This is a genomic window from Pseudomonas sp. MD195_PC81_125 (assembly GCF_014060985.1).
Classification (GTDB): Bacteria; Pseudomonadota; Gammaproteobacteria; order Pseudomonadales; family Pseudomonadaceae; genus Aquipseudomonas; species Aquipseudomonas parakoreensis.
Genome location: NZ_JABULD010000295.1, coordinates 1 through 12750 on the forward strand (window position 1 = coordinate 1; position 12750 = coordinate 12750).

At 59.5% G+C, this 12750-nt stretch carries 10 protein-coding genes and 1 pseudogene; all 11 read left to right on the forward strand.

The genetic code is table 11. From position 1 onward, the window contains the following. Positions 1-1204 (forward strand): LPS-assembly protein LptD (locus tag HT737_RS12580; protein WP_182402710.1); only part of this gene is annotated, 1204 nt, incomplete at its 5' end. Beyond that, entirely contained in the window at positions 1185-2501 is a 1317-nt protein-coding gene (gene surA / locus HT737_RS12585) for a peptidylprolyl isomerase SurA (RefSeq protein WP_182402712.1), read from the forward strand. The genes HT737_RS12580 and surA, both read left to right, overlap by 20 nt. Next, positions 2498-3487, forward strand: coding sequence for a 4-hydroxythreonine-4-phosphate dehydrogenase PdxA (gene pdxA, locus HT737_RS12590; RefSeq protein ID WP_047296980.1), 990 nt, complete (start codon positions 2498-2500; stop codon positions 3485-3487). Before surA ends, pdxA begins: the two co-directional genes overlap by 4 nt. After that, complete coding sequence (gene rsmA, locus HT737_RS12595; RefSeq protein WP_121187483.1) at positions 3484-4302, forward strand: 16S rRNA (adenine(1518)-N(6)/adenine(1519)-N(6))-dimethyltransferase RsmA; 819 nt, start codon at positions 3484-3486, stop codon at positions 4300-4302. The genes pdxA and rsmA overlap by 4 nt, the downstream gene beginning before the upstream one ends. A 113-nt stretch (positions 4303-4415) precedes the next feature. Beyond that, positions 4416-4796: a Co2+/Mg2+ efflux protein ApaG gene (gene apaG / locus HT737_RS12600; protein WP_047296984.1), complete on the forward strand. Its 381-nt coding sequence runs from the start codon at positions 4416-4418 to the stop codon at positions 4794-4796. Further along, positions 4796-5678 (forward strand): annotated as a pseudogene (locus tag HT737_RS12605) (symmetrical bis(5'-nucleosyl)-tetraphosphatase). Before apaG ends, HT737_RS12605 begins: the two are co-directional and overlap by 1 nt. Before the next feature lie 33 nt (positions 5679-5711). Next, complete coding sequence (glpE, locus tag HT737_RS12610) at positions 5712-6041, forward strand: thiosulfate sulfurtransferase GlpE (RefSeq protein ID WP_041070058.1); 330 nt, start codon at positions 5712-5714, stop codon at positions 6039-6041. A 295-nt stretch (positions 6042-6336) separates the two neighbouring features. Further along, a complete protein-coding gene (locus HT737_RS12615; protein WP_003228848.1) occupies positions 6337-8259 on the forward strand; it encodes a PrkA family serine protein kinase in 1923 nt (640 codons plus the stop codon). Positions 8260-8464: 205 nt separating this feature from the next. Continuing rightward, positions 8465-9736, forward strand: a complete 1272-nt coding sequence (locus HT737_RS12620) for a YeaH/YhbH family protein (protein ID WP_041070055.1) — start codon at positions 8465-8467, stop codon at positions 9734-9736. Beyond that, complete coding sequence (locus tag HT737_RS12625) at positions 9733-11295, forward strand: SpoVR family protein (RefSeq protein WP_047296987.1); 1563 nt, start codon at positions 9733-9735, stop codon at positions 11293-11295. Before HT737_RS12620 ends, HT737_RS12625 begins: the two co-directional genes overlap by 4 nt. Positions 11296-11359: 64 nt before the next feature. Next, positions 11360-12583: a multifunctional CCA addition/repair protein gene (locus tag HT737_RS12630; protein ID WP_182402714.1), complete on the forward strand. Its 1224-nt coding sequence runs from the start codon at positions 11360-11362 to the stop codon at positions 12581-12583. Positions 12584-12750 lie beyond the last annotated feature (167 nt).

The following is a 12750-nucleotide window of genomic DNA, read 5'->3' on the forward strand; positions in this document are numbered from 1 at the left end:
TAACGTTACTGGCCTGGCCCGCGCCAACGGCGACCGTCTGAACCTGAAGCCTGGTGTCAGCCTGCCGATGAACTGGACCTATGGCTTCCTGAAGCCATCGCTCAAGTACCAGTACACCCAATACCAGCTGGATCTCGACGGCACCGGCAAATCGCAGATCGATGCGATGACTCCTGAGCAGCAGAAGCTCAATGGCAAGTTCGACAGCAACCAGAACCGCGGCGTACCGATCGCCAGCGTCGACAGCGGCCTGTACTTCGACCGCAACACGTCGTACTTCGGCAAGAACTATCGCCAGACTCTGGAACCGCGTCTGTTCTACCTGTATGTACCCAAGGTTGATCAGGAAGACATTCCGGTATTCGACACCAGTGAATACACCTTCAACTACGCGTCACTGTTCCGTGACAACCGCTTCTCTGGCTCCGACCGTGTCGGCGACGAGAACAAGCTGTCGTTGGGCGTGACCAGCCGCTGGATCGAAGACAACGGTTTCGAGCGTCAGCGCATCAGCGTCGGTCAGGCGTACTACTTCAAGGATCGCGAAGTTCAACTGCCAGGCATCGCGTTCAACGATCGCAAAGACGCCCAGTCCGACGTATCGCCATACGCGCTGGAATACGAATACCGCTGGAACCGCGATTGGCGCACCACGGCCGACTACAACTGGGATCCGGACAGCCGCAGCCCGCGTTCCGGCAGCGCGATGTTCCATTACCAGCCTGAAGACAACCCGAACAAGGTGGTCAACGTCGGTTATCGCTATCGCAACGACCAGATCCGTTACGACCAGAACACCGGCAAGTGGGCTGTGGGCGGCGGCGACTACGGCACCCCGGGCCAGCCTGGCTACGTGAAGGACTACTACAAGATCCAGCAGCATGACTTCTCGGTCATCTGGCCGATCGTTCCGCAGTGGAGCGCGATCAGCCGCTGGCAGTACGACTACAACCGCAACCGTACGCTGGAAGCCTTTGGTGGTTTCGAGTACGACAACTGCTGCTGGAAACTGCGCCTGATCAACCGTTACTGGGTTTCCTACGACGAATTCAGTCAGGAAGCTCCACAAAACGAAAAAGGCGACCACGGCGTCTTCCTCCAAATTGTTCTGAAGGGACTCGGCGGCCTGACTGGCGCCAAGGTAGAGAGCTTCCTCGACAAAGGCATCCAAGGTTATCGTCAACGTGAAGACCAAGCTTTCTGATTCTCTGCGCCCGCTGTTGCTGGGCGCGCTGTTCCTGGGTACTGCGGCCAACGCCGCAGTACAGTCCATCGATAAAGTGGTTGCGATCGTTGATAACGACGTGGTCATGCAGAGCCAGCTGGACCAGCGTGTCCATGAAGTTCAGCAGACCATCGCCAAGCGTGGCGGCGGCATGCCGCCGCCGGGCGTGCTGGATCAGCAGGTGCTCGAGCGCCTGATCGTCGAAAACCTGCAACTGCAGATCGGCGAGCGTTCCGGGATCCGCATTACCGACGAAGAGCTGAACCAGGCAGTCGGCACCATCGCCCAGCGCAACAACATGACCGTGGATCAATTCCGCGCCGCCCTGGCTCACGACGGTTTGTCCTATGACGACGCCCGTGACCAGATCAAGCGCGAGATGATCATCAGCCGTGTGCGTCAGCGCCGCGTGGCAGAACGCATTCAGGTCTCCGAGCAGGAAGTGAAGAACTTCCTCGCTTCCGACCTGGGCAAGATGCAACTGTCCGAAGAACTGCACCTGGCCAACATCCTGATCCCGACGCCGGAAAGCGCCAGTTCTGAAGCGATTCAGAGCGCTTACCGTCAGGCGATGGACGTTTACCAGCAACTCAAGCAAGGCGCCGACTTCGGTCAACTGGCCGTGGCCAAATCCGGCAGCGACAACGCGCTGGAAGGCGGCGACATGGGCTGGCGTAAAGCCGCGCAACTGCCACCGCCGTTCGACCGCGAGTTGAGCAGCATGGCGGTGGGCGACATCACTCAGCCTGCGCGCACGCCGAGTGGTTTCATCATTCTCAAGCTGCTGGCCAAACGGGGTGGCGAAACCCAGATGCGTGATGAGGTGCATGTGCGCCACATCCTGGTCAAGCCAAGCCCGATCCGCGACGAAGCCAAGACCAAAGCCCTGGTGCAATCGCTGTACGAGCGCATCCTGGCCGGTGAAGACTTCGCTGAGCTGGCGAAGAACTACTCCGAAGACCCGGGTTCGGCGCTCAACGGCGGCGACCTGAACTGGATCGATCCGAACGCACTGGTACCGGAATTCCGCGAAGTGATGGCCAAGACCCCACAAGGTCAGCTGTCCAAGCCGTTCCAGACCCAGTACGGCTGGCACGTGCTGGAAGTCCTTGGCCGCCGCGCCACCGACAGCACCGAATCGGCACGCGAGCAACAGGCTATGAATGTTCTGCGTAACAAAAAATACGATGAAGAGCTGCAAAACTGGCTGCGTCAGATTCGTGAAGAAGCCTACGTAGAAATCAAACTCCCTGGTGCAGACCAGGCAGCGCAGTGAAACCCAAGCGTTTCGCGCTGACACCCGGCGAACCAGCCGGCATCGGTCCCGACCTGTGCCTGCTGCTCGCCTCGCAAGCCCAGCCACATCCCCTGATTGCCATCACCAGCCGCGACCTGCTCACCGAGCGGGCCGCGCAGTTGGGGCTGGCCGTCAATTTGCTTGAGGTTGCGCCTGACAACTGGCCGGCTGTTCCAGCTCCCGCTGGTAGCCTGTATGTCTGGGACACTCCACTCAGCACTCCCGTGGTCGCTGGTCAACTGAACAAGGCTAACGCCGCCTTCGTCCTCGACACCCTGACCCGTGCCGGAAACGGCTGCCTGAACGGCGACTTCGCCGGGATGATCACCGCACCGGTACACAAGGGCGTGATCAACGAATCCGGTATCCCGTTCTCCGGACATACGGAATTCCTCGCCGACCTGACCCACACCGCCCAAGTGGTGATGATGCTCGCTACTCGCGGCTTGCGCGTGGCACTGGTGACCACTCACCTGCCCCTGCGCGAGATTGCCGATGCAATCACCCCGGAGCGGCTGGAGCGGGTCACGCGAATTCTGCACGCCGACCTGCAAGACAAATTCGGCATCGCCCGGCCACGTATTCTGGTCTGCGGACTCAACCCGCACGCCGGCGAAGGCGGACACCTGGGCCATGAAGAAATCGACATCATCGAACCGACATTGGAGCGCCTGCGCGGCGAGGGCATGGACCTCCGTGGCCCGCTGCCTGCCGACACTCTGTTTACCCCCAAATATCTGGAGCACTGCGACGCAGTGCTGGCGATGTACCACGACCAGGGCCTGCCCGTGCTGAAGTACAAAGGCTTCGGCGCGGCGGTCAACGTGACCCTCGGCTTGCCGATCATCCGCACGTCGGTCGACCACGGCACTGCCCTGGATCTGGCTGGCAGCGGCAAGATCGACACCGGCAGCCTGCAGGTCGCCCTGGAAACCGCCTACCAGATGGCCGAGACCCGTTTATGACCGAGCAATACCAACACAAGGCGCGCAAACGCTTTGGCCAGAACTTCCTGCACGATGCCGGCGTCATCGACCGCATCCTGCGCTCCATCAGCGCCAAGCCTGACGACCGCATGCTGGAAATCGGCCCGGGCCAGGGCGCACTGACCGCCGGCATCCTCAATTCCGGCGCGCAACTCGACGTGGTGGAACTGGACAAGGACCTGATCCCGATCCTCAACCAGCAGTTCGCCGGCAAGAGCAACTTCAACCTGCATCAGGGCGATGCGCTGAAGTTCGACTTCAACACCCTCAACGCCGCGCCGAACAGCCTGCGTGTGGTGGGCAACCTGCCTTACAACATTTCCACGCCGCTGATTTTCCATCTGCTGAACAACGCCGGAATCATTCGCGACATGCACTTCATGCTGCAGAAAGAAGTGGTCGAGCGTCTGGCGGCCGGCCCGGGCGGCGGCGACTGGGGGCGTCTGTCGATCATGGTTCAGTACCACTGCCGCGTGGAACACCTGTTCAACGTCGGCCCGGGCGCGTTCAACCCGCCGCCAAAGGTCGACTCGGCCATCGTCCGTCTGGTGCCGCACGCGGTGCTGCCGCACCCGGCCAAGGATCATCGCCTGCTGGAGCGCGTCGTTCGCGAAGCCTTCAACCAGCGTCGCAAGACCCTGCGCAACACCCTCAAGCAATTGATGACCGCCGCCGAGATCGAAGCCGCCGGCGTCGATGGCAGCCTGCGTCCCGAACAACTGGACCTGGCCGCATTCGTGCGCCTGGCCGACAAGCTCGCCGAGCAGGTTGCTGCCGCCCCCGCCGCCGACTGACCGGCGATGAACGCTATCGGGCAGGACGCCACTCTGGTTTACTGCCCGATACTTGCCTAGACTGACTCTTCATCAGCTACGCCACGCGTTCCGCTTCGTTAAGGCCCTTTTGCATGTCCGATTCCCGTTACCAGGTCGATGTCAGCGTCGTTACCCATTATCTGGCAGACCAGTCGCAACCCGAGCACGACCGCTTCGCCTTCGCCTACACCATCACCGTACAGAACAATGGCGAAAAGCCCGCCCGCCTGATGTCGCGGCACTGGGTGATCACCGACGGTGACGGGCATGTCGAAGAGGTTCGCGGCGCCGGTGTTGTCGGCCAGCAACCGCTGATCGAGGTCGGCAAAAGTCACACTTACAGCAGCGGCACAGTGATGACCACCAAGGTCGGCACCATGCAGGGCTCTTACGAAATGGTCGCCGACGATGGCAAGCATTTCGATGCGATCATCAAGCCTTTTCGCCTCGCCGTGCCTGGAGCCCTGCACTGATGACGACGTACGCCGTCGGCGACCTGCAAGGCTGCCTTGATCCGCTCAAGTGCTTGCTCAAGCAAGTCGCGTTCGACCCCAGGCTTGATCGGCTGTGGCTGGTCGGTGATCTGGTCAATCGCGGACCTCAGTCGCTGGAGACTCTGCGCTTTCTCTATGGCATGCGCGACTCACTGGTCTGCGTACTCGGCAACCACGATCTGCATCTGCTCGCCGCCGCCAACAACATCGAGCGCCTGAAGAAATCCGACACCCTGCGCGAGATTCTCGAAGCCCCCCGATGCGGCTGACCTGCTCGAATGGCTGCGCCAGCAGAAACTCATGCACTACGACGAACAACGCGAAGTCGCCATGGTGCACGCGGGCATACCCCCGCAGTGGTCGTTGCGCAAGGCCTTGAAGTACGCCGCCGAAGCCGAAGCCGCGCTGCGCGACGACAACCTGTTTCCCTTGTACCTCGATGGCATGTACGGCAACGAGCCGGCGAAGTGGGACAGCGATCTCACCGGCGTGACCCGCCTGCGCGTGATCACCAACTATTTCACCCGCATGCGCTTCTGCACCGCCGACGGCAAGCTCGACCTCAAGAGCAAGGAAGGCCTCGACACCGCGCCACCGGGCTACAAACCGTGGTTTCAGCACAAGGAGCGCAAAACCCGTGGCCTGCGGATCATTTTCGGCCACTGGGCCGCACTGGAAGGCGATGTCCGCGAGCCGGGCGTCTCGGCACTGGACACCGGTTGTGTCTGGGGCGGCAGCCTGACCCTGATGAACGTCGACAGCGGCGAGCGCGTGTCGTGCAAATGCGATGAGCACGGCGGACTTGCCCCGACCGTCGCGCCACTTATCCCCGAAACGTCGCCAGTCAGCGTCCCGCGTTAGACTGCGCATTCTGCCGAGCTACAGGAACCCGCCATGAGCGAATTCAAACGAATCCCCCCGGAACAGGCCCAGGCCCTGCGTGAACAAGGCGCAGTGGTGGTCGACATCCGCGACCCGCAAACCTATGCCGCGTTGCACATCGCCGGCTCGACCCATCTGGATAACCACTCGATCTCGGAATTCATCCGTAACGCCGATCTCGACGCACCGTTGGTGGTGGTCTGCTATCACGGCAACTCCAGCCAGAACGCTGCGGCATACCTGATCAGCCAGGGCTTCTCCGACGTCTACAGCATGGACGGCGGCTTCGAGCTGTGGCGTACGACTTATCCTGCGGAAACCGCGCAAGGCGGCGCCGAATAATTTTTTTTTCACGCGCAGGCCCCGGCTCACGTGGGCCTGCGCGCGACAGACGAACGGTCTGCCACAACTAATTACGTATCTCGCCTTTACCTCTCGAATTCCCAACTATCCTTAAGCCCAGGCCATCCAAAACAGGGGAGAGCCGGTACACCGGCGCACGGGGTCATCGGGAGTGACTTTCAAGGTTGTCGACCGCGAAAGTGTTCTGGGGGGTAAACAAGCGGCCACCACGGCTGCTTGCCAGCATCGACTGAGTGATCCGGCGTCGGCTCCACGTATCGAGCGAGGTGACGTCATGAGTATCTTTAGCCACTTCCAACAACGCTTCGAGTCCACACGCCAGGAAGAACTCTCGCTGCAGGAGTACCTGGAGCTGTGCAAAAAGGATCGCAGCGCTTACGTTTCCGCCGCCGAGCGTCTACTGATGGCTATTGGCGAACCCGAGTTGCTCGATACGTCGACCAACTCGCGGCTGTCGCGGATCTTCTCCAACAAGGTGATTCGTCGCTATCCGGCCTTTGAAGACTTCCACGGGATGGAAGAATGCATCGACCAGATCGTTTCGTATTTCCGCCATGCCGCCCAAGGCCTGGAAGAGAAGAAACAGATTCTCTACCTGCTCGGCCCCGTCGGTGGCGGTAAATCGTCCCTGGCCGAGAAGCTGAAACAGTTGATGGAAAAAGTGCCCTTCTATGCGATCAAGGGCTCGCCGGTATTCGAATCACCTCTGGGTCTGTTCAACGCCACCGAAGATGGCGCGATCCTCGAGGAAGACTTCGGCATCCCGCGGCGCTACCTGAACACCATCATGTCGCCGTGGGCGACCAAACGCCTGGCTGAATTTGGCGGCGACATCAGCCAGTTCCGTGTGGTCAAGCTGTACCCGTCGATCCTCAATCAGATCGCCGTGGCCAAGACCGAACCGGGCGACGAGAACAACCAGGACATTTCCGCGCTGGTGGGCAAGGTCGACATCCGCAAACTCGAGGAATACCCACAGAACGACGCCGACGCCTACAGCTACTCCGGCGCGCTGTGCCGGGCCAACCAGGGCCTGATGGAATTCGTCGAAATGTTCAAGGCACCGATCAAGGTGCTGCACCCATTGCTGACCGCCACCCAGGAAGGCAACTACAACAGTACCGAGGGTCTTGGGGCGATTCCGTTCACCGGGATCCTGCTCGCCCACTCCAACGAATCGGAGTGGCACACCTTCCGCAACAACAAGAACAACGAAGCCTTCATCGACCGGATCTATATCGTCAAAGTGCCGTACTGCCTGCGGGTCAGTGACGAAGTGAAGATCTACGACAAATTGCTGTTCAACAGCTCCCTGGCCAAGGCTCACTGCGCGCCGGACACCCTGAAGATGCTGGCGCAGTTCACTGTACTGTCTCGTCTCAAGGAGCCGGAAAACTCCAACATCTATTCGAAGATGCGCGTCTACGACGGGGAAAACCTCAAGGACACCGATCCGAAGGCCAAGTCGATTCAGGAATACCGCGACTCGGCCGGCGTCGACGAAGGCATGAACGGTCTGTCGACCCGCTTTGCCTTCAAGATCCTGTCCAAAGTGTTCAACTTCGATCCGCATGAAATCGCCGCCAACCCGGTACACCTGCTGTACGTGCTGGAACAGCAGATCGAACAGGAACAGTTCCAGGCTGAAACCCGTGAACGCTACCTGCGCTACCTCAAGGAGTACCTGGCGCCGCGTTATATCGAATTCATCGGCAAGGAGATCCAGACCGCTTACCTGGAGTCTTACAGCGAGTACGGGCAGAACATCTTCGACCGCTACGTGCTGTATGCGGACTTCTGGATTCAGGATCAGGAATACCGCGATCCGGAAACCGGCGAGATTCTCAACCGTGTCGCCCTGAACGAAGAACTGGAGAAAATCGAGAAACCGGCCGGCATCAGCAATCCGAAGGATTTCCGCAACGAGATCGTCAACTTCGTATTGCGCGCCCGAGCCAACAACAACGGCAAGAACCCGACCTGGCTCAGCTACGAAAAACTGCGGGTGGTCATCGAGAAGAAAATGTTCTCGAACACCGAAGACCTGCTGCCAGTCATCAGCTTCAATGCCAAGGCCAGCAAAGAGGATCAACAGAAACACAACGACTTCGTTACTCGAATGGTCGAACGCGGCTACACCGACAAACAGGTAAGACTGCTGTCCGAGTGGTACCTGCGAGTCAGAAAGTCACAGTAAACCGCGGCCGGTAAGACCGGTTGTCGTCAGCCCGAGGCCTGTGCCCGCATTTTCTGCTACACAGGCCTCTGGAAGGTGTGCGCAAGTCGGTAGCGAGGTACAGGCAGCATCCAGAGCGCTTGGGGGAGCGTGTACGTCCCCTGGCATTCGGCTCAATGCTGCATGACCGCTCCCGCCTTTGCAGGACAGCTTCTAAGGAGCAGTCATGAGCTATGTGATCGACCGACGTCTCAATGGCAAGAACAAGAGCACGGTGAACCGCCAGCGCTTTCTGCGGCGTTACCGTGATCACATCAAGAAGGCTGTCGAAGAGGCGGTCAGCCGGCGTTCCATCACTGACATGGAACACGGTGAACAGATCAGCATTCCCGGTCGCGACATTGACGAACCGGTGCTTCACCACGGTCGCGGCGGCAAGCAGACCGTGGTTCACCCCGGCAACAAGGAATTCACTGCCGGCGAACACATCGCCCGGCCACCGGGAGGTGGCGGCGGACGCGGCCCCGGCAAGGCTGGCAATTCCGGCGAGGGCATGGACGAATTCGTTTTCCAGATCACTCAGGAAGAATTCCTCGAATTCATGTTCGAAGACCTCGAACTGCCGAATCTGGTGAAACGCAATCTCAGCGGGACTGACACGTTCAAGACCGTGCGCGCCGGGATCAGCAACGAAGGCAACCCGTCGCGGATCAATATCATCCGCACCCTGCGCTCGGCCCATGCCCGGCGCATTGCCCTGTCCGGCAGCAGCCGCGCCAAGCTGCGCGAGGCCAAAGAGGAACTGGCGCGATTAAAACGCGAAGAGCCGGACAACTTCGGCGATATTCAGGAACTCGAAGCCGAAATAGAGAAACTCAGTGCGCGCATCCACCGTGTGCCGTTTCTCGATACGTTCGACCTCAAATACAACCTGCTGGTCAAGCAGCCCAACCCCAGCTCCAAAGCGGTGATGTTCTGCCTGATGGACGTTTCCGGTTCGATGACCCAGGCCACCAAGGACATCGCCAAACGCTTTTTCATCCTGCTGTATCTGTTCCTCAAACGTAACTACGACAAGATCGATGTGGTGTTCATCCGCCACCACACCAGCGCCCGGGAAGTGGACGAGGAAGAGTTCTTCTACTCGCGGGAAACCGGCGGCACCATCGTCTCCAGCGCCTTGAAACTGATGCAGGAGATCATGGCCGAGCGTTATCCGAGCAACGAATGGAACATCTACGCCGCGCAGGCTTCCGACGGTGACAACTGGAACGACGATTCACCGATCTGCCGCGACATCCTGATCAACCAGATCATGCCGTTTGTGCAGTACTACACTTATGTGGAGATCACCCCACGCGAACACCAGGCCCTCTGGTACGAATACGAACGCATCGCCGAAGCTTTTTCCGACACGTTTGCCCAGCAGCAGCTGGTCTCGGCCGGGGATATTTATCCGGTCTTCCGTGAACTCTTCCAGCGCAGGTTAGTGACATGACCGCCAAAGAGCAGAAGCGCCAACCCATTTCCACCGGCTCCGAATGGACATTCGAGCTGATTCAGGCCTACGACCGCGAGATCGCCCGGATTGCGGCCCGGTATGCTCTGGATACTTACCCCAACCAGATCGAAGTGATCACCGCCGAGCAGATGATGGACGCCTATGCCTCGGTTGGCATGCCACTGGGCTATCACCACTGGTCCTACGGCAAACACTTCCTCAGCACCGAGAAATCCTACAGCCGCGGACAGATGGGGCTGGCCTACGAGATCGTGATCAACTCCGACCCGTGCATCGCCTACCTGATGGAGGAAAACACCATCTGCATGCAGGCGCTGGTGGTGGCGCACGCGTGCTATGGCCACAACAGCTTCTTCAAGGGCAACTACCTGTTCCGCACCTGGACCGACGCCAGCTCGATCATCGATTACCTGGTGTTCGCCAAGCAGTACATCATGCAGTGCGAGGAGCGCCACGGTATCGATGCGGTAGAAGATCTGCTCGATTCCTGCCATGCGCTGATGAACTACGGCGTCGACCGCTACAAGCGTCCGTATCCGATTTCTGCTGAAGAGGAACGTCGGCGGCAGAAGGACCGCGAAGAGCACATGCAAAAGCAGATCAACGATCTGTGGCGCACCATTCCCAAAGGCGCAGACAAATACAGCGACAAGGACAACGCCCGCTTCCCGGCCGAACCGCAGGAAAACATCCTGTATTTCATCGAGAAGCACGCACCGTTGCTGGAGCCGTGGCAGCGGGAAATCGTGCGCATCGTGCGCAAGATCGCCCAGTATTTTTATCCACAGCGTCAGACGCAGGTGATGAACGAAGGCTGGGCCACGTTCTGGCACTACACGCTGATGAACGACCTGTATGACGAAGGCCTGGTGACCGACGGCTTCATGATGGAATTCCTTACCTCGCACACCAGCGTGGTGTTCCAGCCAGGTTTCGACAGCCCTTATTACAGCGGAATCAACCCCTACGCACTGGGCTTTGCGATGTATCGCGACATCCGCCGCATGTGCGAAAACCCTACCGAGGAAGACCGGCGCTGGTTCCCGGACATTGCCGGTTCCGACTGGCTCTCGACCATCAAGTTCGCCATGAGCAGCTTCAAGGACGAAAGCTTCATCCTGCAGTACTTGTCACCCAAGGTCATCCGCGACCTCAAGCTGTTCAGCATCCTCGATGACGACCAGAAGGACGATTTGCTGGTGCCGGCGATCCACGACGAAACCGGTTACCGGATCATCCGTGAAACCCTGGCGGCGCAGTACAACCTCGGCAACCGTGAGCCGAACGTGCAGATCTACAGCATCGACCGACGCGGCGACCGCTCGCTGACCTTGCGTCACCAGCAACACGACCGTAAACCGCTGGGCGACTCCACCGATGAGGTACTCAAGCATCTGCACCGGCTGTGGGGCTTCGACATTCACCTGGAAACCCTGCAGGGCGACCAGATCATGAAAACCCATCACGTGCCGCCACGCAGTGAACACAGCGAGGGTGATTACGGTCGGCTCGACCTGGCCGTGATTCATCTCTAGATGCGGTTCTGACCTCCGAAAGTCCGACACAAGGGTTATCCTGTCGGGCTAACGGAGGTTTTTTATGCAGATTTTCAAGGTTGGCGGTGCGGTACGCGATCGCTTGCTCGGGTTACCGGTGACCGATATTGATTGGGTTGTGGTCGGCGCCACGGCGGAGGAGATGCTCGCCAAGGGTTATCGCCCGGTTGGCGCGGATTTTCCGGTATTCCTTCACCCGCAAACCGGCGAGGAATATGCTCTTGCCCGCACCGAACGCAAAAGCGGTCGCGGTTATGGCGGCTTCATCTTTCACGCCAGCCCCGAAGTCACCCTTGAAGAGGACCTGATCCGCCGCGACCTGACCATCAATGCAATGGCCGAGGATGATCAACAGAATCTGACCGATCCCTATCATGGCCAGCGCGATCTCGAAGCGCGCATCCTGCGTCACGTTTCCCCCGCATTTGCCGAAGATCCGCTCCGGGTACTGCGCGTTGCGCGATTTGCCGCGCGTTATGCCGGACTGGGTTTCACCGTCGCCCCAGAAACGCTGGAACTGATGCGTCAGCTCAGCGAATCCGGCGAGCTGGAAGCGTTGACCGCCGAGCGCAGCTGGAAAGAAATCTCCCGTGCGCTTATGGAGGATCAGCCACAGGTATTCATTCAGGTACTTCGCGACTGCGGCGCGCTGAAAGTACTGATGCCGGAAGTTGACGCGCTGTTTGGTGTGCCGCAACCGGAGGCGCATCACCCGGAAATCGATACCGGGCTCCACACACTCAGCGTGCTGGAACAGTCAGCGCTGCACAAACAACCGCTAACCGTACGCTGGGCCTGTCTGCTCCACGATCTTGGCAAAGGCCTGACTCCTGAAGAAGCCTGGCCACGGCACATCGCCCACGAACACACGGGGTTGAAGCTGATCAAAGCGGTCAACGAACGCTTCAAGGCGCCAAAGGACTGTCAGGAACTGGCGTTGCTGGTTGGCCAGTACCACACCCACGGCCACCGCGCCCTGGAGCTGAAGGCATCGACCTTGCTGGAGCTTTTGCAGAGCTTTGACGTGTATCGTCGCCCGCAGCGTTTCGAGGAGTTCATCGTCGCGTGCGAGATGGATGCGCGCGGACGCAAGGGGCTGGAACAGCGCAGTTATCCACAGGCCGATTATCTGCGTGGGGCGGCCGATGTGGCACGCGGGGTGGCGGTGCAGCCGCTGCTGGAGAAGGGATTCAAAGGCCCGGAACTGGGCGAAGCGCTTAAACGCGAGCGACTCAAGGCGTTGAAGGCGTACAAAGAGAACGCTTGAAACAAGATCAAAAGATCGCAGCCTGCGGCAGCTCCTACATGGAAACGCGAATCCCTGTGTAGGAGTTCGCCGCAGCTGCGTATCTTTTGCTTTTAAAGACTCGGCGGGGTCAATTGCTCGCCCCGCCCATTCAAACCCCACCGGTGCCAACACCTGATCAATCTGCG

What these genes read in the sequence shown, in the direction of transcription:
- rsmA (WP_121187483.1), top strand. Translation starts at nt 3,484, where the DNA reads ATGACCGAGCAATACCAACACAAGGCGCGCAAACGCTTTGGCCAGAAC.
- apaG (WP_047296984.1), top strand. Translation starts at nt 4,416, where the DNA reads ATGTCCGATTCCCGTTACCAGGTCGATGTCAGCGTCGTTACCCATTAT.
- glpE (WP_041070058.1), top strand. Translation starts at nt 5,712, where the DNA reads ATGAGCGAATTCAAACGAATCCCCCCGGAACAGGCCCAGGCCCTGCGT.
- HT737_RS12615 (WP_003228848.1), top strand. Translation starts at nt 6,337, where the DNA reads ATGAGTATCTTTAGCCACTTCCAACAACGCTTCGAGTCCACACGCCAG.
- HT737_RS12620 (WP_041070055.1), top strand. Translation starts at nt 8,465, where the DNA reads ATGAGCTATGTGATCGACCGACGTCTCAATGGCAAGAACAAGAGCACG.
- HT737_RS12625 (WP_047296987.1), top strand. Translation starts at nt 9,733, where the DNA reads ATGACCGCCAAAGAGCAGAAGCGCCAACCCATTTCCACCGGCTCCGAA.
- HT737_RS12630 (WP_182402714.1), top strand. Translation starts at nt 11,360, where the DNA reads ATGCAGATTTTCAAGGTTGGCGGTGCGGTACGCGATCGCTTGCTCGGG.